A 22,081-nucleotide genomic window follows, 5' to 3' on the forward strand; every position below is an offset into this window, starting at 1 on the left:
ACTGAGACCCGACGATGTGATCGCGACACGAGGAGGCAGCCGCATGACGCGCCCGATCACGGCAGGGGTCGACGGATCGGAGGAGAGCCTCGCGGCGCTGGCCTGGGCCGGACGCGAGGCCGTCCGCCGCGGGCTGGCGCTGCGCGTGGTGCACGCCTGGCGGTACGAGCCGCACGCGGCGGTGGAGGGGGACCGGGACACCCAGGCCCAGTGGGTGCGCGACACCGTGGCCGGCGCCGTCCGGACCATCACCGAGCGGCATCCCGGCCTGGACGTGTCCGCCGACGTCCTGGAGGGCGACGCCGTCGACACGCTGGTCGCCGCGGCGGCCGAGGCCGAACTGCTGGTGCTCGGCTCGCGCGGCCACGGCCGGGTCGTCGGCTTCCTGCTGGGCTCCGTCGGCCAGCAGGTGATCGCCGCGACCACCCGCCCGGTGGTGCTGGTCAGGTCCGGGGACCGGCCCGCGGCCGAGGTGGCCGGCCGTGAGGTCGTCGTCGGTCAGGAGGGCGGCCCGGAGGACAGCGCCGCCGCGCTGGGGTTCGCGTTCGAGACGGCCGCGGCTCGCGGGGCGACCGTCCGCGCGGTGCGGGCCTGGACGCTGCCGCCCATGTTCGCCTACAGCCCCGCCTCGCTCCACCTGCTCGACGAGGCCGGCGGCCCCGAGCCGTTCGAGAAGAAGGCGCTGGCCGAGGCGGTGCAGCCGTGGCGGGACCGGTTCCCGGACGTTCCGGTGGTCGAGCATGTGGAGATGGGCAGCGCCGGTCAGGTGCTGCTGTCGATGGCCGGGCGGGCCCAGCTGATGGTCGTCGGCCGCCGTGCCCGCCGTACCGCCGTCGGTGCCCGGATCGGCTCGGTCGCCCATGGCGTTCTGCACCACGCGGACTGCCCGGTGGCCGTGGTCCCGCCCGCCTGAGTCACTCCGACGACGCGGTCCGTATCGTCTGCCGTGCGTGGGGGAGGATGTTCCTGACGTAGTCCTCGACGGCCATGTCGAGGCCGATGTCGTGCTGGGCCCGCTCGGACAGGTACCAGCGGTGCTCGAGCAACTGGTGGTAGATCTCGGCGGGGTCCATGCCGCCGCGCAGCTCCGGCGGAACCGCACGCACGGTGGGCCGGAACACCTCGCGCACCCAGCGGTGGGCGAGCACCTCCGGGCGGGCTGCGAGGGGGTCGCCCGGCGCGTGGTCGTCCTGGGTGGCCATCCAGCTCTCCAGGTCGTTCAGCAGGCGGCGGGCCTGGTTCTCCTCGGTGTCCAGGCCGGTCAGCCGCAGCAGCTGCCGCTGGTGGTGGCCCGCGTCGACGACCTTGGGCACGAAGGTGACCGTGTCGCCGTTCGAGGAGTGCTCGATCTGCATCTCGGCCACGTCGAAACCGAGGTCGTTGAGGCGGCGTATCCGGCGCTCTATGTAGTGGTACTTGCCCGCCGGGTAGACGGAGGTGCGGGTCAGTTCCTTCCACAGGTCGTCGTAGCGGGCGCAGATCCCGGTGCCGAACTCGACCGGGTCGACGGAGGGGTGCAGCGCCCCCGACGCCTCCAGGTCGAGGAGTTCGCCGCTGATGTTGACGCGGGCGAGGTCCAGGTCGTAGTCGCGCTGCCCCGAGCTCAGCCGCGGGTGCAGTTCGCCGGTCTCGGCGTCGACCAGATACGCGGCGTACGCGCCGGCGTCCCGCCGGAACAGCGTGTTCGACAGCGAGCAGTCGCCCCAGGCGAACCCGGCCAGGTGCAGCCGCACCAGCAGCACCGCCAGCGCGTCCATCAGCCGGTGCATGGTCGCCGGGCGCATGGTCGTCTCGAACATCGAGCGGTACGGCATCGAGCCGTTCAGGTGCCGGGTGATCAGCACCGACTCCAGCGGGCCGCCGTCCGCGTCGCTGCGGCCGGTGACCACGGCCAGCGGGTCCACCGCGGGGATGCCGAGGCGGTCCAGGTCGCGCAGCAGCTCGTACTCGCGCAGGGCGGGGCGCTCGGCGAGCTCCTTGACGGCGACCACCTCGCCGCCCGCCCGGGCGTAGCGCACCACGTGGCGGGAGATGCCGCGGGGCAGCGGGACGAGGTGGTCCTCCGGCCACTCCTCCAGCGGCAGGTGCCACGGGAGCTCGAGCAGGAGCGCGGGGTGCTCCGGATTGGTGGCGCTGATCTGCAATGCCATGGCCCGACCCTAGACGGCCTGCTCCCTGGCCTGTCGGGCGGCGTCCCGCACCGCGCCTCGGTGGACCGGCCCGTGCCCGGGCGCCAGCACATCGGCGTCCAGCCCGTCGAACAGCTCCAGCGAGGCCAGGGCCCGGGCGCGCTCGTGATGGAACATGTCGGGCAGCAGCTGCGGACCCTTCGGCCGTGCCGTGGGGTGTCCGCTGACCAGGGCGTCACCGGAGATCAGCACTCCGGCGTCCGGCAGGTGGAACGCGCAGTGGCCGAGGGTGTGGCCGGGCGTGTGGACGGGCACGGGACGCCCCGGCAGGTCCAGCGGGCCCGCCGTGGGGAAGGGCCGGGGCGAGGTCACCGGGTTGTGGGCGGTGCCCCCGGAGCGGATCGCGTGCACCGCCCACGGCAGCACGCCCGGCCGCCAGCCGTTGCGCAGCACCCGGCCGACGGACACCTGGTGCTGGAAGTCCCGGCGCGCGTGCGGCACTTCGGCCTCGTGCAGGTACACCGGCGTGCCGTAGGTGGTGCTCAGGTACTGAGCGGATCCCAGATGGTCGTTGTGGGCGTGGGTGATGAGCACGGCCGCCACCGCCTGAGGCGAACTCCCCACCTGGGCAAGGGAGTCGAGGACCTTCTGGCGGTCCCCGGGATATCCGGTGTCGACCAGCGTGACGGCGTCCCCCTCGCGGAGGATCACCCAGTTGGTGTTGCTGCCGTGCACCAGGTAGGTGCCGTCGGCAACTTGCTGCACATCTGTCCGCATGATCGTCCCGCATGGTGAGGTCCGTGCCCGACGAGGACAGCAAAGCAGATCACGAGGCCGGCCTCTGCGGAGGGTGCCCCTTGCCCACGGGGCCTGCCCGGCCGCGCCGTGCTCAGTTCACGCCGTGCGGGCGGAACTGGATGCTGATGCGCGGCCCCGCGGCCCGCGTGGTCTTCGGCACGCAGTGCTCCCATGTCCGCTGACACGAACCGCCCATCACGATGAGGTCGCCGTGGCCCAAGGGGCGCCGTACGGTGTCGCCGCCCCGCATCGGACGCAGCAGGAGGTCCCGGGGAGCGCCCATGGACAGGATGGCGACCATGGTGTCCTCGCGCGCACCACGGCCGGTCCGGTCACCGTGCCAGGCGACACTGTCCCGTCCGTCGCGGTAGTAGCAGAGCCCGGCCGTGACGAACGGCTCGCCCAGCTCGTCGGCGTAGTGCACGGTGAGCGTGTCGCGCGCCTCGGTGAGCACCGGGTGCGGCAGCGGGTCGCCCGCCTCGCAGTACGCCAGCAGCCTGGGTACGTCGACCACGTGGTCGTACATCGTGCGGCGCTCGGCCCGCCATGGCACCTCGGCCGCCAGCTGTTCGAACAGCGCGTCGGACCCGCTCAGCCACCCGGGCAGTACGTCGATCCAGGCGCCGGAGCCGAGCTCGGTGCGGCGCAGGCCGTCGAGGGAGCCGAGCCGGAGCTCGTCGGTCTGGTCGAAGAGCGAACCCTGGAGGTGCATGGCCATGGCTCCAGCGTACCGTTGATTCGAATGCATGTTCCATTATTGTGGCGGGCCGAACTGACGCCGTCCCGACCCTTTGGATACATTCCTGTATCGGATACATTCACGTATCGAACGGAGGGGCGGACATGGTGGCGGAGGGAACGACCGGGCGCGTGACCAGGCGCCGCGTCCGCACGCGTGCCAACCTCCTGGACGCCGCGTTCGAGGTGTTCGCGGCCAAGGGGTTCGGGCGGGTCTCGATCGAGGAGGTGTGCGAGGCCGCCGGCTACAGCCGCGGTGCCTTCTACTCGAACTTCGCCAGCCTGGACGAGCTGTTCTTCGCTCTCTACCGGCAGCGGGCCGACCTCATCGCCGAGCAGGTCTCCGGGGCGCTTGCCCTGGACGGACCGGACCTCGACGTGCCCGCCGCCGTCGACCGGGTCACCGAGGTGCTGCTCCTCGACCTGGACTGGCTCCTGGTCAAGACGGACTTCCTCGTGCACGCCGCCCGTGACCCGGCCGTCGCGCAGACCCTCCTGGAGCACCGGGCCCGGCTGCGCGGGGCCATCGCGCAGCGGCTCGCCCGCGCCGTCCGGGGCCACACCGCACTGCCCGCCGTACTCGGCGACATCGACGCCGCCGCCCACGCGGTGGTCGCCGCCTACGACGGAGTCACCACCCAACTGCTGCTGGACAAGGACGTCGAGCATGCGCGCGCGTGGCTCAAGCAGCTGCTCACCGCGCTGCTGACCGACGGCAGCGGCACACCCGAACTGAGACCCCAATGAGAAGGGCAACGGTCCCCATGGACGCCACGGACGCGGACGTCATCGTCGTCGGAGCCGGTCTCGCAGGCCTGGTCGCGGCGCACGAACTCACCAGCCGGGGCCGCAGGGTCGCCCTGGTGGACCAGGAGAACGCCGCCAACCTCGGCGGCCAGGCCTTCTGGTCCTTCGGCGGGCTGTTCCTCGTCGACTCCCCGGAGCAGCGCCGGCTGGGCGTCAAGGACTCCCTCGACCTGGCCTGGAACGACTGGCAGGGCAGCGCCGGGTTCGACCGGCTCGACGACGAGGACTCCTGGGCGGTGCGCTGGGCCCGCGCCTACGTCGAGTTCGCGGCCGGCGAGAAGCGGTCCTGGCTGGAGGAGCACGGCATCAAGTTCCTGCCGACGGTCGGCTGGGCCGAGCGCGGCGACCTGCGCGCCGCCGGACACGGCAACTCCGTACCCCGCTTCCACATCGCATGGGGCACCGGCACAGGGGTCGTCGAGCCGTTCGTCCGGTACGCCGAGCAGGCCGCGCGCGACGGACTGCTCACCTTCCATCACCGGCACCGGGTCGACGAGCTCGTCATCGAGGACGGCGCGGCACGCGGGGTGCGCGGCACGGTGCTCGCCGCCGACGACTCGCCCCGCGGCGTCGCCTCCAACCGTGACCGCGTGGGCGAGTTCGAACTCACCGCCCAGGCCGTGGTCGTCACCACCGGCGGCATCGGCGCCGACCACGACATCGTCCGCCGCTACTGGCCCGAGCGGCTCGGCACGCCGCCCGCCGAGATGGTCACCGGCGTCCCCGCGTACGTCGACGGGCGGATGCTCGACATCAGTGCGCAGGCGGGCGTACGGCTGGTCAACCGCGACCGCATGTGGCACTACACCGAGGGCCTGCAGAACTGGGACCCGATCTGGCCCGGCCACGGCATCCGCATCCTGCCCGGACCGTCCTCGATGTGGTTCGACGCCCTCGGCCGCCGCCTGCCCGAACCGTGCCTGCCCGGATACGACACTCTCAGCACCCTGAAGCACCTGCGGACCACCGAGGACATCGCCGGGTACGACCACTCCTGGTTCATCCTCACCCAGAAGATCATCGAGAAGGAGTTCGCGCTGTCGGGCTCCGAGCAGAACCCCGACATCACTGCCAAGGACCGCAAGGCGTTCCTGCGTGACCGTGTGCTGGGCAAGGGCGCGCCCGGCCCGGTGGCGGCCTTCCTGCGCAACGGCGCCGACTTCGTGACCGCGCCCGACCTCGAACAGCTCGTCGACAAGATGAACGGCCTGACCGACAAGCCGCTCCTCGACGCAGTCGCGCTCCGCCGCCAGATCGAGGCCCGCGATCTGCAGATCGCCAACCCCTACAGCAAGGACGCCCAGGTGCAGGGCATGCGCAACGCCCGCCGCTACATCGGCGACCGCCTCGGCCGGGTCGCCACCCCGCACCGCATCCTCGACCCCGGGGCCGGACCGCTCATCGGCGTCAAGCTGCACGTCCTGACCCGCAAGACCCTCGGCGGCATCCAGACCGACCTCGACTCGCGCGCCCTGGGCGTCGACGGACAGCCGATCGACGGTCTGTACGCGGCGGGCGAGGTGGCCGGCTTCGGCGGTGGCGGCGTGCACGGCTACAACGCGCTGGAAGGCACCTTCCTCGGCGGCTGCCTCTTCTCGGGGCGCGCGGCGGGCCGGGCGGCCGCACGGCAGACCGCCTGAGGCACACCGACGGCCCGCCCCCTCACGCCTGAAGGAGGCGGGCCAGCACCGCCGCGTGGCTCTGCTCCGGGGACTTGGCGGCGGTCAGCAGCGTCACCGTCGCCTTGCGTGCCGACGCGCGCAGCCCGTCGAGGAGCTCGGCCGCCTCGGGCTCGGCCAGCTCGGCCTCGTAGCGGCGCGCGAACTCCTCGTACGATCCCTCGCCTGCGTGGTACCAGCGGCGCAGTTCGGTGGACGGGGTGAGGGCCTTCGGCCACTCGTCCACGTGTGCCGCGTCCTTTGCCAGGCCGCGCGGCCAGAGGCGGTCGACCAGGACACGCACGCCGTCCTCGGCTTCCGGTGGTTCGTAGACGCGGCGCACACGGACACTCACGATCGGGGCCTTTCTCGGGGCGGCTCGTGCCGGGAGCGTACGCCGGCGGGTGGTAGCAGCCGTGGAACCCGGGGAGTGGATCTGTTGGCCGTTGAGTGTGGTCGTTGAGCACGGCGACGTGATCTTTTCGGGTGGTGGACGTGTGGGCGGGGTGCGGGAGGTGGCGGCTCCGTTCGTGGTGCCCGGCCCCTCGGGAGTGGCGATCCGCGACCGGCTCAAGGGGCTCACGCCCGAGGACGAGATGGTGCTGCAGCTGGCCGGCGACCACCGCAGCGGACGCTGACCCCTTGGGACGGGAGCTCCTCAGCGCGGGCGCAGGGTTTGCACGGCCGTGGCCGTCACGGCGTCCGCCACCGCCGCGAGGGCGGGCGAGTCCAGTTTCCACTGCTGCCAGTACAGCGGGACGTCCACCGCGCGGTCGGGGGCGAGCTGGACCAGCCGGCCGGAGCGCAGCAGCGGGTCGGCCTGGACCTCGGGCACCACGCCCCAGCCGAGGCCCGCGGCGACGGCTTCGACGAAGCCGTCCGAGGTGGGCACGAAGTGCCGTACGGGGCTCGCGCCGCCCCTGCCGCGCCGCAGCCGGCGTACGAAACCGTCCTGGAGGTCGTCCCGCCGGTCGAAGACGACGACCGGCGCGTCCGCGAGCGTCTCCCGCAGCGGTCCGTCGAGATGCCGCTCGGCGAAGTCCGGGCGGGCCACGGCGACGTAGCGCATCGTGCCGAGCGCGCGCACGGAACACCCCGTCACGGGAACCGACGACGACGTCACCGCCGCCATCACCAGCCCCTCGCGCAGCAGCGCCGCGGTGTGGTCCTGGTCCTCGCGGCGCAGTTCGAAGCAGAGCCGCAGCTTCTCGGGGACGCAGGTGAGCGCCGGCAGGAACCAGGTCGCCAGCGAGTCGGAGTTCACCGCGATCGACACCCGGGTCGCCTCCCCGGCGCCGCTCATGCCGAGCTCGGCGCGTGCGTCCCGCTCCAGCCGGGCCAGCTGGCGCGCCAGCCGCACCACGACCTCGCCCGACTCCGTCGGCCGCACCGGCTTCGTCCGCATCAGCAGGATCCGTCCGGTGCGCTGCTCCAGGGCCTTCACCCGCTGACTGACCGCCGACGGCGTCACATGCAGGGCGGCCGCCGCCGCGTCGAAGGTGCCCTCGTCCACGACCGCGAGCAGGGTCTGCACCTGGTCGAGAGGAAGCTCCGTCATCACCCGCTCCGTGCCTCAGGGTCATTATGAGAGCTAATGATACTTAAGAATCTTTAGCTATACCTTCGGACGCCGCGTCCGTAGCGTCGATGCCATGTCCCACACCCTGACCGCCGCGGCCGCCGGATTCGGCACCGGCCTCTCGCTCATCGTCGCCATCGGCGCCCAGAACGCCTTCGTCCTGCGCCAGGGCGTCCGCCGGGAGGCGGTCCTCGCCGTCGTCGGCATCTGCGCACTGTCCGATGCCCTCCTGATCGCCCTCGGTGTCGGCGGTGTCGGCGCGGTGGTGGTGGCCTGGCCCGGCGCGCTGACCGTGGTGGGCTGGATCGGCGGGGCGTTCCTGCTCGGCTACGGAGCACTCGCCGCCCGCCGCGTGCTCAAGCCCGGGGAGGCGGCCCTGCGCACGGAGGGCGAGGCCGCCGGGTCGCGTCGGCGGGCGGTGCTCACCTGTCTGGCGATGACCTGGCTCAACCCGCACGTCTACCTCGACACCGTGTTCCTGCTCGGCTCCGTCGCCGCCGACCAGGGTCCGCTGCGCTGGACGTTCGGCGTCGGAGCGGTGGCCGCCAGCCTCTGCTGGTTCACCGCGCTCGGCTTCGGGGCCCGGCTGCTCGGCCGCTGGCTGGTCCGGCCCGCCGCCTGGCGGGTGCTGGACGGACTCGTCGCCGCAACCATGATCGTCCTTGGCGTCACGCTCATCGCCGGCAGCTGATCGCTCCGGCGCGAGCGTCCGCACGGGGCTGCGACGGTGATCGCCGGCTCCGCAGGATCACTGACCCCGGCCGCCTTCGTTCCGGAGCTGCGCCGGTACCCCGTCCGGCCCCCTACAGGCCGCCACTGCGCCGGTGGAGCGAGTACTGCTCCATCAGCTGGCCGCGGGTCATCTCCAGCCGGGACGCGAGGATCTCGGCGACGATCCGTACCAGCGTCATGCCGAGCTGCGGATCCTCCTCGCACAGCTCGAGCACGGGCTGCGCCTCGAACTCGTAGGCGCGTACGGGGCTGAAGGCCACCGCGCCGAAGTCCCACTGGTGCGGCGGGAACAGCCAGGACCAGCCCAGCAGATCGCCCGAGCCGAGAGTGGCGACGGTCACCCGCTGCAGCGACGTCACCTGCTGGTCGAGCGAGACCGCCCCGGAACGGATGACCCAGAAACGGTCGGCCGTGCCGCCCGCCTCGAAGATCCGGGTGTCCTCGGGGAAGGACACCTCCCGGCCGAGCGCCATCAGTCGCCCGCGCTGCGGCGGGGGAAGGGCGGTCAGCAGTTTCGTCGCTTTGGTCATGGCGCGGAGCTCCTCGCCGGCGATCGGTTCCGGTGCTGTTCCTATGCCCATTCCAGCCGCTGACGGAGCGCGGAGCACCTCGGCGAACCCCGGAAATTCCGCCCGATCCGGCGGTTGCCGCAACGCGGACATGAAAGAGCCCTGGCTGGACGGGGGAGGCCAGCCAGGGCCGTAAGCGGTGGTGTACGGAGGACGATGAGGTCGACTCCGTCACCACGTATGGGTGAACGATAAACCATCACGGGGTGTGGTCCGAACGCGGAACCGGGTCCCGTGAGCTGTTTCACTTCGGCCTCACTGCTCCTGTGAGGTCACGACGCGGATCGTGTCCAGTTCCGGGTCGCTGGGGTCGGGCAGGTTCATTCCGGAGGCCAGCCCCGAGCGCAGGTACCGCAGCACCGGCTCGGTGAGCCGTTCGCCGGGCAGGACGGCCGGGATGCCCGGTGGGTAGGGCGTGACCATCTCTGCCGCGACCCGGCCGGCCGCCTCGGCCACGGGCACGTTCTCGGCCGGACCGAAGAACGCGTCGCGCGGCAGACGGTCCTGCGCCATCCGGAGCCCGGACGGCGACGGCACCTCCACCTGCGGGGCGGGCCCCAGGTCGGGCGCGGCGGCCGCGAGGTCCTTGAGCGCGGCGAGCAGTTCGCCGGTGGTCTCGTGGTCGTCGGCGTGGGTGAGCTGTGCGCCGATGCGGCGATGGTCGGCCAGGTGCGTCTCGATGTTGTGGAACCCGCGCAGCCAGTCGGCGGCCTGGTACCCGGTGATGCCGAGCCCGTCCACCTCGATGATCACGGGCAGCGGGTCGAAGTCGTCGGCCTTTCCCCGGCCGCAGAAGTCGGCACGGTCGTTGACGTGCATCCCGTCGATCTCCTCGATGGTGACCCGGACGTGGGCGGCGAGGTCGAGGGCGGCACCCAGGAGCTCCCACCCGTGCAGCACCATCTGCCGGCGCCAGCCGTCGAGCCCGGCGAGGATCAGCACCGACGGGCTGGTCGTGCCCAGCAGGTCGGCCCGCATCCCGAGCAGTTCGGGTGGCACCAGGTCACCCTGCAGATGGAAGACGGAGCCCTGTTCGAGACCGCTGCCCATCTTGTGGATGCTCGTGACACAGATGTCGGCGCCCGCGTCCATCGCCCAGGACGGCAGCTCCGGGTGGAACGGCAGATGCGCACCCCACGCCTCGTCGACGATCAGCGGAACCGGCCGCCGGTGACAGACCTCCGCGACCGCCCGTAGATCCGCACAAGAGCCGTACGGCGTCGGACTGGTGACCAACGCGCCCTTGGCGTCGGGATGCTCGGCGAACGCCCGGTCGAACGCCGCGGCGGACGGCGGATGCGCGAGATGCCGCTCGGCGTCCCAGCGGGGCTCGACCCACACGGGCTCGATACCGGACAGGATCAGCCCCGACACCACGGACTTGTGCGCGTCCCGCCCGATCAGCAGCCGTTCGTGCGGACCGGCGACGGCCAGCATCGCCGCCTTCACCGACAGGGAACTCCCGCACGTGCTGAAGAACGTGTGCTCGGCGTGGACGGCGTCCGCCATCAACTCCTGGGCACGCTGCAGTACCCGGCCCCGGGTGAGCCGGTCGTCGAGACCGCCCGACGCCAGCACGTCACCGAGGAACACCGCGTCCCCCAGCACCTGGCGCACCGCAGGATCGGCGCCCCGAGCCTGCTTGTGCCCGGGCGGCGTGAACGACAACCGCCCGGTGCGCCGGTACTCGGCGAGGGCTTCCAGAACGGGGGCGTGGGTGTGATCGACGGCCATGGCAGCCGGGTTCCCGACATCGCCGACCGCAAATCACCCCGTGCACGACGCCCGCTCAGCCGACCTCGGCGTGCCTGCCGGGGGTGAGGATCTCGTCCAGCACCCTGAGCACCGCCTCGTAGGCCAGCCGTCGTACGGCCGCCTCCCGGGCTCCGTCCGGGTCGTTCGCCGCCAGGGCGTCGCTGCGCGCCCGCCATGCGCGTTCCTCCTGTTCCGCGCAGGCCCTGCCGCGCTGGATGCGCCGCAACAGCTCGTCTGAGTCCACGACGTCGGTCATGCTCTCCGCGTACCCCCGTGTTCCGCTTCGATGGCCGACTGTGCAGGCTTTCGGCGACTTGTTCCGGCTGGTTTGGCGGGCCCCGCAGGGGTGAGCCGAACAGTGTGGGCGGCGCGGCCGGACGAAAGCCCGTTTTCTTCGACTCGGCGGTGTCCTTCCCGGTCGATCAGTCAGGGAGCGAAGACGTGAGCGCGCAGCACTGGACCGAGCCCGCAGGCAGCGCAACGTGCCGTCCGGCCGACGTTCGCCGGGCGGTACGGCATGCGGTGGCGAGTCGCTGCCGGGCCACCGGCATTCCGTGTGACAAGGACGCCCTCGAGGACGCCCTGCTCGTGGCGTCGGAACTGACGTCCAACGCCATCCTGCACGGCGGCGGTGTCACCGACGTCGCCGTCGATGTGGACGGGCGGGAGGTGCGGGTCTCCGTCAGTGACCGCAGCGACCGGCTGCCGGTGGTCACGGCGCCGGTCGACGCGCAGGGGCGGCGCCGGTCAGGGGGCCGTGGCTGGCCGATCGTGTGCCGGCTGGCGCGGGACGTGCGGGTGGCGGGACTGCCCTCGGGCGGCAAACGCATCACCGCCGTAGTCCCCTTGGGGTGACCGGTCTTCGCCGTCGTGGCGTTTGTTCCCGCGGCGGCAGGGCAGACGCATTCTCGTGCTTCGGACCGGAGGCGCGCCAGCGGGGAGCGGTATGCCCTCCGGGTCTCCGGGATCCGGATCGGCGCCCTTCCCGCGGTAGTCCCTGAAGTCCCTGAAAAGACCGTTCAGGAGCGATTCCGCATGCCCATCGACATGTCGACAAGCCGTTCTGGCACGTCCGACCACTCCGCCGCGCACCACCGGCGGTGCCATGACGACGCTCCCGACACCACCCACCTCTTCACCCAACTGCACACCCTGGAGGACGGCCCCGAGCGGGACGCCGTCCGCGATGAACTCGTCAGCGCATGGCTGCCCATGGCCCACCGCATCGCCGGCCGGTTCCGCGACCGCGGTGAATCCCTCGAGGACCTCCGTCAGGTGGCCGCCCTCGGGCTGGTCAAGGCCATCGACCGCTACGACCCGTCCCGGGGCGCCTTCGAGAGCTATGCCGTGCCCACCATCACCGGCGAGGTCAAGCGGCACTTCCGGGACCGGATGTGGGCCCTGCGCGTGCCCCGCCGGGTCCAGGAGCTGCGCAACAAGGTACGGGTCGCCCGCCGGGAACTGGCCCAGAGCCCGGGTTCGCCCGAGCCCACCGTCGCCGACATCGCGGCGCACAGCGGGCTGACCGAGGACGAGGTCTCCACCGGAGTGGAGGCGCTGGAGAGCTTCAGCACCCTCTCGCTCGACGCCGAACTCTCCACCGACGACGAGGGCTACAGCCTCGCCGACACCCTCGGCGCGCCGGACGGCTCGTACGACGTCGTGGTCGACCGCGAGTCGGCCAAGGAGAGTCTGCGCAATCTGCCGGAACGCGAGCGCGCCATCCTCTACATGCGCTTCTTCGAGGACATGACGCAGAGCCGTATCGCCGACCAGCTGGGCATCTCCCAGATGCATGTCTCACGCCTGATCAGCCGAAGCTGCGCCCGGGTGCGCAACGAGGCCCTCGGGCACAGGAAGGCCCGACGCAGGACCCGGCACCGCTCGGCGGCGGCCTGACCCGACGCGTCGCCGGCCGGGCGACCGCGAGGCAACGGCGGCGGGCTCTCACCCCGCCGCCGTGTCCTTCCCCTCGAGGTGCGCCCGGACCTGCTCCGGCGTCAGATACGAGTCGCTGTACACGAAGTCCTTGAGCTTGGCGGACCGGTGGGCCGTGAGACCGGTGCGGACGAAATCGTCGCCTGCCACCGCGTTGAGCAGCCAGTTGGTCATGACGCGGGTCTTGGCGACGTTGGTGCGCAGTGCCGACCAGTGGTAGCCGCGGGCGACGGCCTGGGCGAGCAGGCCGCGCAGTTCGACGCCGAGCGGCTTGGAGACCGCGTCGCGGCCGCCGAGGTCGACGACCAGGCCCAGGTCCTTGTGGACGTACGGCTGCATCGGTTCGCCCCGCAGCGTCGCGATGACGTTGTCGGCGACCTTCCTGCCCTGGCGCATGGCGTGCTGGGCCGTGGGCGGACAGATCGCGCCCTCCTCGCCCTTGGCCTTGTCGGGCACCGCGGCGGCGTCGCCGAGCGCGAACACGCCGTCGTGTCCCGGCAGGCTCATCTCGGCGGTGACGGCCAGCCGCCCGCGCACCGTCTGTGCGCCGAGCGTGGCGATCAGCGGGCTCGCGACGACGCCCGCCGTCCAGATCAGCGTGTGGGTGGGGACCACCCGCCCGTTGGTGAAGGTCACCTCCTCCGGGCCCGCCTTGGCGATCGAGACGCCGAGGGATATGTCGATGCCGCGCCCGCGCAGCACTTCCTGCGCACTGCGGCCGAGCTTCTCGCCCAGCTCGGGCATCAGCTTGGGGGCGATGTCGATCAGGTGCCACTTGATCAGGTGCGGATCCAGCCGGGGGTAGCGCTTGACGGCGTTGTGGGTGAGGCGCTGCAGGCAGGCGGCCGTCTCGGTGCCCGCGTAACCGCCGCCGACGACCACGAACTGCAGCCGGGAGGCACGCTCGGCGGGGTCATGGCTGGCGTCGGCGAGGTCGAGCTGGGAGATGACGTGGTCGCGGATGTAGGCGGCCTCGGCGAGCGACTTCATGCCGAAGGCGTTGTCGACGAGCCCCGGGATGTCGAACGTCCGGGTGACGCTCCCAGGAGCCAGCACGATGTAGTCGTACGGCTCGTCGACGAGCTCGTCCGTGACGGTGCGGATGACGCAGACCTTGGCCTTCAGGTCCACGCCGATCGCTCCGCCCGGGATGATCCGCGTGCGGTACTTCCGGCTGCGGCGCAGGGACAGGGCGATGGACTGGGGGGTCAGCACACCGGAAGCGACCTGGGGCAGCAACGGCAGATAGAGCTGGTAGGCGAACGGTGTCACCAGGGTGACGGCGGCCTCGTCGGGGGAGAGCCGGCGTTCCAGGCGCCGTACGCACTCCACTCCCGCGAAGCCCGCCCCCACCACCAGGATCCTGGGTCGTGTCACGATGTCCATCCCTTCCGCGGTTCCGGGGCGGTCTGCCTCGACGCCATGCGCGTGCCCCTGGAGCGTGGCTTCGCACCTCATCGATCCCACCGTGCCCTCAGCCGCTGCGCCAGTCGGGCGCGGCAGGCAGACGAACGGCTGGAGACCAGGATGCCCGTTCGGGCCGTGTATCGCGCCGGGCGGACGCTCACCAGGGCAGGAACGCGTGCACGTCCTTGCCCTGATCGGCGGTCACCACACTGACCTGGTCGCACAGCGCATGGATCAGATGCCAGCCGATGCCTCCGCCGCCCCGGCTCGGACGGAACGGACGCGGAGCGGGCCGTGTGGTGCTGGTGTCGTGCAGGGTGACATGCACTCCGTCGTAGGTGCGGCGCATCCGCAACTGGAACGGACCCGGGGCGTACTGGACCGCGTTGGCGGCCAGCTCGGTGACCACCAGCAGGACGTCGTCCCACTGCTCGCGGGAGGTCGGCGGCACGACGCGCGCGAGGTCGCTCAGGAACCTCTCCGCGGCCAGGCGCGCACCCGTGACGTCGTGCGGCCCACCCGCGAAGCCCGTCGTGCGGCTCGGGATGCCCTGGGCAGCCAGTGTGTCGTCCCAACGCGGCTCGGTTGCCATGTCGCCTTTCCAGCCCTTCTCGTTCCAGGGCTGTCCCCGTGTCTCCTGCGCCCCCAGTTCTGCGGGTTCCCGGGGGCGCCGACCCTACGCGTCCGGCGGCGGGCCGGTCGGCGGGCTCATCGGAAGACGTTGTCCGAGTCGTCCAAGCCGTCCGAGCCGTCCGAGCCCGACAGATCGTCCGCCGCGCCCAGCCGGGGCGGTCGCGAGCGCGCCTGGTACATCGCGTCGATCTCCACCGCGTAGCGCTGCACGATCGCGTCCCTGCGCAGCTTCATCGAGGGTGTCAGCAGCCCGTTCGCCACGTCGAACGGCTCCGGCAGCACGCGGAACACCCGGATGGACTCCGAGCGCGACACCGTGCTGTTCGCCGCGGCGACCGCCCGCGCGACCTCCTCGCGCAGCGCGTTCTCCTCCCGGGCCTCCCTCAACGGCGTGTCGCCCTGCATGATCAGCCCCGCCCGCCAGTGCACGAGGAACTCCGGGTCCAGGGTGATCAGGGCCCCCACGCACGGACGGTTGTCGCCCACGACGACCGCCTGGTGGATGAGCGGATGCATCCGCAGCCGCTGCTCCAGCGCTCCCGGCGCGACACTCTTGCCGCTGCTGGTGATGATGACGTCCTTCTTGCGGCCGGTGATCGTCAGATAGCCCTCGGAGTCCAGCCGCCCGAGGTCGCCGGTGGCCAGCCAGCCGTTCCCCAGTGCGGCCACCGTCGTGGCCGGGTCGTTGACGTAGCCCTGGAACACCGACGGCCCGCGCACCAGGATCTCCCCGTCCGCGGCCACCTCGATCTCCATGCCCGGCAACGCCTGCCCGACGGTGCCCGACTTCTCCCGGCCCAGCGGCTGCATGGTGACCGCGGCGCCGGTCTCGGTCAGCCCGTACCCGTCGTGCACGTACATGCCGATGCCCTCGTAGAAGAGGGACAGTTCACGGCTGAGCGGCGAGCCTCCCGACGTCCCCCGGGCCACCCTTCCGCCCAGCGCGGCCCGCAGCCTGCGGTACACCGTCCGCTCGTACAGCGCGTGCTGCAGCCGTAGATCCAGACCGGGTCCCGACCCCCGGCCCAGCCGCTGCCGCTCGGTGGCCGCGGCGAAGTCCCGGGCGGTCTCCGCGGCCCGCTCGAACAGCGCGCCGCGGCCCCCCTGCTGGGCCGTCCGAAGGAAGTTCTTGTAGATCTTCTCGAAGACCGACGGTACGGCGTAGAAGTACGTCGGCCGGAACGAGCGCAGCGCCGACGACAGCGACTGAGGGCTCACATCGGGTTCATGGCCCATCAGCAGGCCCCCGCGGACGCACAGGCCCTGGATCATCAGGCCGTACACATGGGAGAAGGGGAGGAAGGCGAGGACCCGCCCCTGCTCCCCGGCGGGTGCCGCCGTGTGGCCCCAGCCCGCGAGGAGGGTGTCGCAGGGGCTGGCCAGGTTCCGATGGCTCAGCGCACAGCCCAGCTGACGGCCCGACGTGCCCGAGGTGTAGGCGATCACCGCGGTGGAGTCCGGCAGCACGATCCGGCGCAGTGAGTCGACCGTCGCCGACGGGATGAACTGGCCGCGTGCGGCAAGCTCCTCCAGAGCGCCCGCGTCCAGCTGCCACACCTGCCGCAGGGACCCGAGCGTCGCACACACGGAGCCGACCGTCATCACGCCCTGCTCGTCCTCGACCACCACGGCCACACAGCCCGCGTCCCGGAGGATCCACTCGACCTGATCGCGCGACGACGTCGGATAGATCGGCACGACCTCCGCGCCCACCGCCCACAGGGCGTAGCTGAGCACCGTCCACTCGTAACGGGTCCGGGCCATGATCGCCACGCGGTGGCCCGGGGAGATGCCGGACGCGACCAGACCCTTGGCCAGATCGACCACTTCGTCCCGCAGTTCGATCGCGGTGACCTCCTCCCAGACGGTGGAGGCGGCGTCGGGGCGGCGTGCGATCAGCGGCAGGGTCGGATTGCGGGCCGCCGTCTCGAAGAGGCTGTCGGCGAGCCCGCCGGTCAGTGGCGAAACGCTCGGGGGAGCGAGGGCGAAGTCGCGCATGCGCTGCTCCTGATGTGTACGGGCTGTGACCCCGCCGACGAGAACTGTTATCGACGGTGGTCGAATCTAGCCCAGGTGAGACCGGTTCGTGCCAGGAACGGAGAACTGAAGCCGTCCTGATGATCTCGGCGTGTCCGGGGGACTCGGAGGACATGAGTCACACCAATCCCGATCCGGAGCCCGAGCGCACGACAGGCCTGGAACCGGGCGGCGGCGTACCCCCAGGGGAAACCCCACCCGCGGAGAGCAGCCTGCCCGGCGCGGGACCCCGGGAGACGCACAACCCGACCAAGGGCTGGGCCAAGGGCCCGCTCACACTGATCATCGTTCTCGTCGTGCTGGTCGCAGCCTTCTTCCTGGCGTACGGCCTGGTACTGATGCTGTAGCGCTCCGCTGGAATTCGGTACGCCACCTGCGGGTGCGTCGTGGCTGGTCGCGCCGTTCTCCGCGCCCCTTTGGGGCGCTGCCGAACCGCACCGGGCTTCGCCGAGCCTGCTCAGTGCCGCCTGTCACGTCTGCGTGTGGCGTACGCACTCGACGACGACGTCCCGCAGGCTGCCCGTCCGCTTCAGCAACTCGCGCTGCACCCGGGCGCCGTTGCCGCGCCGCAGCAGCCTGTCGCAGGACTTCTGCACCCGGTCGAGGTCCCCGCTGTCGGCGAGCGCCTCCCCGACGTGTTCCAGCAGCGCCCGTACGACCGTCTCGGCGGGCGCCGGCCGCATCACCGCCGGGTGGAGCAGCACCTCCGTCAGCCCCGAGCGGGCGGCCCGCCAGGCGGCCAGCCGCAGCAGGCTCACGCTGTGATCGGCCGGTTCCCGGCCGGCCCGCCACTCGCGCGCCGCCGTCTCCACGAGCCCTCGGGCGAGGGTCGCGACGAGGACGGCGGTCTCCGCGTGCAGACAGACGTCCGCGACCCGGATCTCGACCGTGGGGTAGTTCCGGGACAGGCGGGCGTCGAAGTAGGCCATCGCCTCGTCGAGGATGGTTCCGGTGGCCAGCATGTCCGCGACCCGCTGGTGATACCGCTGTGCCGAGCCGAAGATCTCGGTCGGTCCGGCCGACGGCCAGCGCTGCCAGACCCGGCTGCGATAGCTGCTGTAGCTGGTGTCCTTGCCCTGCCAGAAAGGGGAGTTGGCGCTCAGCGCCGACAGCACCGCGAGCCAGGGCCGCACCCGGTCGACGACCGCGACGCCCTCCTCGTCGGACTCGACGCAGACATGGACGTGGCAGCCGAGCACAAGCTGCTCCTGGGTGGCGATCCCGTACTGCTCCTCCATCCACTGGTAGCGGCGGTGGGTGCCGACGGCGGGGCTGACCGGCAGCGGCGACGTGGCGAGCGCCGCGACCGCGCACCCGATCTTCCCGGCGTGCCGGGCTGCCTCCTCGCGGCAGCGGACGATCTCCGCGCCCAGGTCGCCCATGTCCGACTGCGGGTGGGTGGCGAACTCCAGCATCTGCTCATGGAGTTCCTTCTCGAACACGTCCTGGTCCACGTCGTCCTGAGCGACCCGGGCGAGCACCGCGCCGGACCGGGCCCGCGGCTCTCCGGTCTCCGGGTCCACCAGGAGGAGCTCCTCCTCCACTCCGACCGTGCGCACGTCAAGCGGCCCTTCGACGACCCTCTACGACCACGGGGGACATCCCGTCGTATGTCCCCGACTGCCCCCGGAAGGCCGCCCGGACACCTGTACGCCCGGAAACCGCCCCGTCAGGACGGCCGCAGCCAGACCGTGGCCAGCGGCGGCAGGGTCAGGCGGACGCTCGCCGGGTGGCCGTGCGAGCCCTCCGCCTCCGCCTTGACCGGGTCGGGCCGGGTGATGTCGCTGCCGCCGTAGCGGGCGGCGTCGGTGTTGAGGATCTCCTGCCAGGCGGGGACGTCGCCGGGGACGCCGAGTCGGTGGTCGTGGCGGACGACCGGGGAGAAGTTCGACACCGCCAGCAGGGGTGTGCCCGCGGCGTCGTACCGCAGGAACGCGAAGACGTTGTCGTCGGCCGCCTCGCACTCCACCCACCGGAAACCGGCCGGGTCGGTGTCGCGCTGCCAGAGGGCCGGGATACGCAGGTAGTGCGCGTTGAGGTCGCGGACCAGGTCCTGGATCCCGCGGTGATCACCCGCGGCGCAGTGGTCCGGGTCCAGGAGCCACCACTCCGGACCGTGCGCCTCGGACCATTCCCCGCCCTGGGCGAACTCCTGGCCCATGAAGAGCAGTTGCTTGCCCGGATGGGCCCACATGAAGCCGAGATACGCGCGGTGGTTGGCGCGCCGCTGCCACCAGTCGCCGGGCATCTTCGACACCAGGGCCTGCTTGCCGTGGACGACCTCGTCGTGCGAGATGGGCAGCACGTAGTTCTCGCTGTAGGCGTAGATCATCGAGAAGGTCATCTCGTGGTGGTGGTACTTGCGGTGGATCGGCTCCTTGCTCATGTACTGCAGCGAGTCGTGCATCCAGCCCATGTTCCACTTCAGCCCGAAGCCCAGTCCGCCGCTGTCGGTCGGCCGGGTCACCCCGCCCCAGGCGGTGGACTCCTCGGCGATCGTCACCACGCCCGGCGCCCGCCGGTACACGGTCGCGTTCATCTCCTGGAGGAACGCCATCGCGTCCAGATCCTCCCGCCCGCCGTGCTCGTTCGGTGTCCACTGGCCGGGCTCGCGCGAGTAGTCGAGGTAGAGCATCGAGGCCACGGCGTCCACCCGCAGCCCGTCGATATGGAACTCCTCGCACCAGTACACGGCGTTGGCGACCAGGAAGTTGCGCACCTCGGTCCGCCCGAAGTCGAACTCGTACGTCCCCCAGTCCGGATGCTCGGCCCGCTGCGCGTTCCCCGGCTCGTACAGCGGATCCCCGTCGAACCGGGCCAGCGCCCAGTCGTCCTTCGGGAAGTGCGCCGGAACCCAGTCCATGATCACACCGATGCCCGCCCGGTGCAGGGAGTCGACGAAGTACTTGAAGTCGTCCGGTGAGCCGAGGCGGGCCGTCGGGGCGTAGAAGCCGGTGACCTGGTAGCCCCAGGAGCCGCCGAAGGGGTGCTCGGCGACCGGCATCAGCTCGACGTGCGTGAAGCCGAGGTCCTTGACGTACGGCGGCAGCTGCTCGGCGAGTTCACAGTACGTAAGGCCCGGCCGCCAGGACGGGAGGTGGACCTCGTAGACGGAGAACGGCGCCTCGTGGACCGGGGTGTCCGCGCGGTGGGCCAGCCACTCCTGGTCGCCCCACTCGTAGTGCGAGGCCGTCACGACGGACGCCGTGGCGGGCGGCACCTCGGTGCGGCGCGCCATCGGGTCGGCTTTCAGGAACCGGCCGCCGTACTGGGACGTGATCTCGAACTTGTAGCGGGTGCCCTCGCCGATGCCCGGCAGGAAAAGCTCCCACACACCCGACGCGCCCATCGACCGCATCGGGTACGCCGTCCCGTCCCAGCAGCAGAAGTCCCCGGCGACGCGGACGCCGCGGGCGTTGGGCGCCCACACGGTGAAGCGGGTGCCGGCGACGCCCTGATGGATCATCGGCTCGGCGCCGAGAGCCTGCCACAACTGCTCGTGCCGACCCTCCCTGATCAGATGCAGATCGAGCTCGCCCAGGGCGGGCAGGAAGCGGTACGGATCATGGACCTCGTGCTCGGCGTCCTCGTACGCCACCAGAAGCGTGTAGTCGGGGATCGTCTCCGTCGGCAGTACGCCGGAGAAGAAGCCGTCGCCCTCCGATACGAGGCCGATGCGCTTGCCGTCGACCAGCACGCTCACCGCGCGGGCGAACGGCCGCAGCGCCCGCACGGCGATCCCGCCGGGGACGTGGTGCGCGCCGAGCAGGGCGTGCGGGTCGTGGTGGGAACCGGCCAGCAGGCGCTCCCGGTCGGCCGGGTCCAGGGGCGGGGCACTTCCGCCCGCCTTTCGTGCGGGCGGGAGCGGGCCCGAGGGCTCCGGGATTGAGATGTCGCGCAGCGCCACGGCTTCAGTCTCCTCTCACGGCGAGTCGTTCGATCGCCGCCATCGGTACGGGGAGCCAGTCCGGACGGTGCCTGGCTTCGTAGAGCACCTCGTAAACGGCCCGGTCGGTCTCGTAGGCCCGGAGCAGGCCGTGCTTCTTGCGCGGGTCCCAGCCGGCCCGGGCGGCATAGCCCGCGCAGTAGGCCTCCCGGCACCGGCGTGCCCACCGCGGACGCCACGGGCGGCGCTGGCGGGCCGCGTAGTCGAAGGAACGCAGCATCCCCGCGATGTCCCGGACGGGCGACTGGGCGCTGCGCCGCTCGGCGAGCGGGCGGGACGGTTCGCCCTCGAAGTCGATGACGAACCACTCACGGCCCGCGCGCAACACCTGCCCCAGATGCAGATCGCCGTGGATCCGCTGGGCGGGCGGCCCCGGATCGCAGGTCAGCAGCGCACTGAACGCCGACCGCAGCCCGGGCACGAACGGCCGCAGCCCCGGGACGCTGTGCGCAGCCTCGTCCAGCCGGTCCGTCATCGCAGCCGCCGTACGGCCGTTCTCGCAGCGCCCCCCGGACGGGAAGGCCGCGGCCAGCGCGAGGTGCACCTCGGCGGTGGTCCGGCCCAGCTCACGGGCCTGGGCGGTGAAGTCGTCGCCGGTGCCGAGCGCGTGCAGGGCCAGCGTCCAGCCGTCGGAGGCGTCCGGCAGGAAGGGCTGCAGCACACCGAGCGTCGCCTTCTGCGGCTGGGTCGTCCGGAACCAGGCCACGGGAGCCGGGACCCGGTCGCAGCCCTGCCCGGCCAGCGCGCCCGGCACCTCCAGGTCGGGGTTGACGCCGGGCTGGATACGCCGGAAGACCTTCAGGATGAACTCGTCGCCGTACACCAGTGAGGAGTTCGACTGTTCGGCGTCCAGCACGCGGGGCACCAGACCGGCCGGGACCGGCTTGGCCGGGTCGGCCTCGAAGCGCAGGGGCCCCGCCGTGCCGGGGTGCCGCAGCCGCTCCAGGAGCAGTTGCGCGGTCCGCGGGTCCTGCAGGGCGTCGTAGACCGTCATGTCGGCCAGCGGGCCCTGATGGGCGCGGCCGATCAGGGCCCGGCCGAGGCGTGGTGAGGCGTGCTCGCGGATCCCGAGGAGCAGCTGGTAGCAGTCGCCGGGCGGGGGAATGCCGCCGGGGGCGGGCACCCCCGCGAGACCGGCCTGGCCGCCCGTGTGACCGGCGTGCACCAGAAGATGCAGACAGCCCGGGAACAGCTCCGTCAGCGACAGCAGGCGCAGGTCGGTGACGGGCCGGTCCTTGCCGGCGAACCAGCGCTGCCGGGGCAGCCATTCGCGCAGCAGCCCGTCCAGCGAGGCCATGGACTGCGTGAGCTCATACCTGCTCGGGCGGAGAGTTGCGGTCTTCGTCATGGTGACG

At 71.8% G+C, this 22,081-nt stretch carries 22 protein-coding genes; 8 read left to right on the forward strand and 14 right to left on the reverse strand.

Annotation, left to right across the window (positions count from 1 at the left end):
- Positions 1-43: 43 nt before the first annotated feature.
- Positions 44-913, forward strand: a complete 870-nt coding sequence (locus tag StrepF001_RS09030) for a universal stress protein (protein ID WP_129797782.1) — start codon at positions 44-46, stop codon at positions 911-913.
- A 1-nt stretch (position 914) separates the two neighbouring features.
- Here the strand turns inward: StrepF001_RS09030 and StrepF001_RS09035 are convergent, their stop codons facing one another.
- From StrepF001_RS09035 to StrepF001_RS09045, 3 genes are all read right to left on the reverse strand, one after another.
- A complete protein-coding gene (locus StrepF001_RS09035) occupies positions 915-2,150 on the reverse strand; it encodes a DUF4032 domain-containing protein (protein ID WP_129797783.1) in 1,236 nt (411 codons plus the stop codon).
- A gap of 9 nt (positions 2,151-2,159) precedes the next feature.
- Positions 2,160-2,906: an MBL fold metallo-hydrolase gene (locus StrepF001_RS09040; protein ID WP_129797784.1), complete on the reverse strand. Its 747-nt coding sequence runs from the start codon at positions 2,904-2,906 to the stop codon at positions 2,160-2,162.
- Between the two features lie 112 nt (positions 2,907-3,018).
- On the reverse strand, positions 3,019-3,645 hold the full coding sequence (locus StrepF001_RS09045) for an alpha-ketoglutarate-dependent dioxygenase AlkB (RefSeq protein ID WP_129797785.1): 627 nt from the start codon (positions 3,643-3,645) through the stop codon (positions 3,019-3,021).
- 125 nt (positions 3,646-3,770) lie between these two features.
- Between StrepF001_RS09045 and StrepF001_RS09050 the strand changes: the two genes are divergently transcribed.
- A complete protein-coding gene (locus tag StrepF001_RS09050) occupies positions 3,771-4,412 on the forward strand; it encodes a TetR/AcrR family transcriptional regulator (protein WP_129797786.1) in 642 nt (213 codons plus the stop codon).
- 17 nt (positions 4,413-4,429) lie between these two features.
- A complete protein-coding gene (locus StrepF001_RS09055) occupies positions 4,430-6,112 on the forward strand; it encodes an FAD-binding dehydrogenase (RefSeq protein ID WP_129797787.1) in 1,683 nt (560 codons plus the stop codon).
- Between the two features lie 22 nt (positions 6,113-6,134).
- Here StrepF001_RS09055 and StrepF001_RS09060 read toward each other — a convergent pair whose 3' ends face one another.
- Positions 6,135-6,485, reverse strand: a complete 351-nt coding sequence (locus StrepF001_RS09060; RefSeq protein ID WP_129797788.1) for a DUF488 family protein — start codon at positions 6,483-6,485, stop codon at positions 6,135-6,137.
- 91 nt (positions 6,486-6,576) lie between these two features.
- Here StrepF001_RS09060 and StrepF001_RS09065 point away from each other — a divergent pair, with 91 nt between their 5' ends.
- Positions 6,577-6,768 carry a hypothetical protein gene (locus StrepF001_RS09065; protein ID WP_129797789.1) on the forward strand — a complete coding sequence of 64 codons (192 nt, stop codon included), beginning with the start codon at positions 6,577-6,579 and terminating at the stop codon, positions 6,766-6,768.
- A 20-nt stretch (positions 6,769-6,788) separates the two neighbouring features.
- On the opposite strand, the gene StrepF001_RS09070 is transcribed toward StrepF001_RS09065, so the two are convergent.
- On the reverse strand, positions 6,789-7,688 hold the full coding sequence (locus tag StrepF001_RS09070; RefSeq protein ID WP_129797790.1) for a LysR family transcriptional regulator ArgP: 900 nt from the start codon (positions 7,686-7,688) through the stop codon (positions 6,789-6,791).
- Between the two features lie 94 nt (positions 7,689-7,782).
- Here StrepF001_RS09070 and StrepF001_RS09075 point away from each other — a divergent pair, with 94 nt between their 5' ends.
- On the forward strand, positions 7,783-8,400 hold the full coding sequence (locus StrepF001_RS09075) for a LysE/ArgO family amino acid transporter (RefSeq protein WP_129797791.1): 618 nt from the start codon (positions 7,783-7,785) through the stop codon (positions 8,398-8,400).
- A 112-nt stretch (positions 8,401-8,512) separates the two neighbouring features.
- Here the strand turns inward: StrepF001_RS09075 and StrepF001_RS09080 are convergent, their stop codons facing one another.
- The 3 genes from StrepF001_RS09080 to StrepF001_RS09090 form a co-directional block, all read right to left on the reverse strand.
- Positions 8,513-8,971, reverse strand: a complete 459-nt coding sequence (locus StrepF001_RS09080) for a cyclic nucleotide-binding domain-containing protein (RefSeq protein ID WP_129797792.1) — start codon at positions 8,969-8,971, stop codon at positions 8,513-8,515.
- A 294-nt stretch (positions 8,972-9,265) separates the two neighbouring features.
- The gene (locus StrepF001_RS09085; protein ID WP_129797793.1) at positions 9,266-10,744 is read right to left on the reverse strand and encodes an aminotransferase class I/II-fold pyridoxal phosphate-dependent enzyme; all 1,479 of its coding nucleotides are present in this window, start codon (positions 10,742-10,744) and stop codon (positions 9,266-9,268) included.
- 55 nt (positions 10,745-10,799) lie between these two features.
- The gene (locus StrepF001_RS09090; protein WP_129797794.1) at positions 10,800-11,021 is read right to left on the reverse strand and encodes a hypothetical protein; all 222 of its coding nucleotides are present in this window, start codon (positions 11,019-11,021) and stop codon (positions 10,800-10,802) included.
- Between the two features lie 185 nt (positions 11,022-11,206).
- Here StrepF001_RS09090 and StrepF001_RS47365 point away from each other — a divergent pair, with 185 nt between their 5' ends.
- Both StrepF001_RS47365 and StrepF001_RS09100 read left to right on the forward strand, forming a co-directional pair.
- Positions 11,207-11,620 (forward strand): ATP-binding protein, encoded by a 414-nt coding sequence (locus StrepF001_RS47365; RefSeq protein WP_240797339.1) that lies wholly within the window; start codon positions 11,207-11,209, stop codon positions 11,618-11,620.
- A 180-nt stretch (positions 11,621-11,800) separates the two neighbouring features.
- Complete coding sequence (locus StrepF001_RS09100) at positions 11,801-12,664, forward strand: SigB/SigF/SigG family RNA polymerase sigma factor (protein WP_129797796.1); 864 nt, start codon at positions 11,801-11,803, stop codon at positions 12,662-12,664.
- A gap of 48 nt (positions 12,665-12,712) precedes the next feature.
- Here StrepF001_RS09100 and StrepF001_RS09105 read toward each other — a convergent pair whose 3' ends face one another.
- From StrepF001_RS09105 to StrepF001_RS09115, 3 genes are all read right to left on the reverse strand, one after another.
- Positions 12,713-14,089, reverse strand: a complete 1,377-nt coding sequence (locus StrepF001_RS09105) for an NAD(P)/FAD-dependent oxidoreductase (protein ID WP_129797797.1) — start codon at positions 14,087-14,089, stop codon at positions 12,713-12,715.
- 178 nt (positions 14,090-14,267) lie between these two features.
- A complete protein-coding gene (locus StrepF001_RS09110) occupies positions 14,268-14,702 on the reverse strand; it encodes an ATP-binding protein (protein WP_129797798.1) in 435 nt (144 codons plus the stop codon).
- Positions 14,703-14,818: 116 nt separating this feature from the next.
- Complete coding sequence (locus StrepF001_RS09115) at positions 14,819-16,741, reverse strand: AMP-dependent synthetase/ligase (protein WP_129797799.1); 1,923 nt, start codon at positions 16,739-16,741, stop codon at positions 14,819-14,821.
- Positions 16,742-16,893: 152 nt separating this feature from the next.
- Here StrepF001_RS09115 and StrepF001_RS09120 point away from each other — a divergent pair, with 152 nt between their 5' ends.
- Entirely contained in the window at positions 16,894-17,127 is a 234-nt protein-coding gene (locus tag StrepF001_RS09120; RefSeq protein ID WP_129797800.1) for a DUF6480 family protein, read from the forward strand.
- 123 nt (positions 17,128-17,250) lie between these two features.
- Here the strand turns inward: StrepF001_RS09120 and StrepF001_RS09125 are convergent, their stop codons facing one another.
- The 3 genes from StrepF001_RS09125 to StrepF001_RS09135 all read right to left on the reverse strand — a co-directional run bounded on the left by StrepF001_RS09125 (position 17,251) and on the right by StrepF001_RS09135 (position 22,074).
- Positions 17,251-18,339, reverse strand: a complete 1,089-nt coding sequence (locus StrepF001_RS09125) for a glutamate--cysteine ligase (protein WP_129797801.1) — start codon at positions 18,337-18,339, stop codon at positions 17,251-17,253.
- 110 nt (positions 18,340-18,449) lie between these two features.
- Entirely contained in the window at positions 18,450-20,687 is a 2,238-nt protein-coding gene (glgB, locus tag StrepF001_RS09130; protein ID WP_129797802.1) for a 1,4-alpha-glucan branching enzyme, read from the reverse strand.
- A 4-nt stretch (positions 20,688-20,691) separates the two neighbouring features.
- On the reverse strand, positions 20,692-22,074 hold the full coding sequence (locus StrepF001_RS09135; RefSeq protein WP_129797803.1) for a maltokinase: 1,383 nt from the start codon (positions 22,072-22,074) through the stop codon (positions 20,692-20,694).
- Between the last annotated feature and the right edge of the window lie 7 nt (positions 22,075-22,081).

Source organism: Streptomyces sp. F001 (genome assembly GCF_004187715.1).
Taxonomy (GTDB): domain Bacteria; phylum Actinomycetota; class Actinomycetes; order Streptomycetales; family Streptomycetaceae; genus Streptomyces; species Streptomyces flavusporus.

Bases quoted from the DNA above. Each gene is read 5' to 3' on its own strand.
- StrepF001_RS09030 (WP_129797782.1), top strand. From the start codon at position 44: ATGACGCGCCCGATCACGGCAGGGGTCGACGGATCGGAGGAGAGCCTC.
- StrepF001_RS09035 (WP_129797783.1), bottom strand. From the start codon at position 2,150: ATGGCATTGCAGATCAGCGCCACCAATCCGGAGCACCCCGCGCTCCTG.
- StrepF001_RS09040 (WP_129797784.1), bottom strand. From the start codon at position 2,906: ATGCGGACAGATGTGCAGCAAGTTGCCGACGGCACCTACCTGGTGCAC.
- StrepF001_RS09045 (WP_129797785.1), bottom strand. From the start codon at position 3,645: ATGGCCATGCACCTCCAGGGTTCGCTCTTCGACCAGACCGACGAGCTC.
- StrepF001_RS09050 (WP_129797786.1), top strand. From the start codon at position 3,771: ATGGTGGCGGAGGGAACGACCGGGCGCGTGACCAGGCGCCGCGTCCGC.
- StrepF001_RS09055 (WP_129797787.1), top strand. From the start codon at position 4,430: ATGGACGCCACGGACGCGGACGTCATCGTCGTCGGAGCCGGTCTCGCA.
- StrepF001_RS09070 (WP_129797790.1), bottom strand. From the start codon at position 7,688: ATGACGGAGCTTCCTCTCGACCAGGTGCAGACCCTGCTCGCGGTCGTG.
- StrepF001_RS09075 (WP_129797791.1), top strand. From the start codon at position 7,783: ATGTCCCACACCCTGACCGCCGCGGCCGCCGGATTCGGCACCGGCCTC.
- StrepF001_RS09080 (WP_129797792.1), bottom strand. From the start codon at position 8,971: ATGACCAAAGCGACGAAACTGCTGACCGCCCTTCCCCCGCCGCAGCGC.
- StrepF001_RS09085 (WP_129797793.1), bottom strand. From the start codon at position 10,744: ATGGCCGTCGATCACACCCACGCCCCCGTTCTGGAAGCCCTCGCCGAG.
- StrepF001_RS09090 (WP_129797794.1), bottom strand. From the start codon at position 11,021: ATGACCGACGTCGTGGACTCAGACGAGCTGTTGCGGCGCATCCAGCGC.
- StrepF001_RS09100 (WP_129797796.1), top strand. From the start codon at position 11,801: ATGCCCATCGACATGTCGACAAGCCGTTCTGGCACGTCCGACCACTCC.
- StrepF001_RS09105 (WP_129797797.1), bottom strand. From the start codon at position 14,089: ATGGACATCGTGACACGACCCAGGATCCTGGTGGTGGGGGCGGGCTTC.
- StrepF001_RS09110 (WP_129797798.1), bottom strand. From the start codon at position 14,702: ATGGCAACCGAGCCGCGTTGGGACGACACACTGGCTGCCCAGGGCATC.
- StrepF001_RS09115 (WP_129797799.1), bottom strand. From the start codon at position 16,741: ATGCGCGACTTCGCCCTCGCTCCCCCGAGCGTTTCGCCACTGACCGGC.
- StrepF001_RS09120 (WP_129797800.1), top strand. From the start codon at position 16,894: ATGAGTCACACCAATCCCGATCCGGAGCCCGAGCGCACGACAGGCCTG.
- StrepF001_RS09135 (WP_129797803.1), bottom strand. From the start codon at position 22,074: ATGACGAAGACCGCAACTCTCCGCCCGAGCAGGTATGAGCTCACGCAG.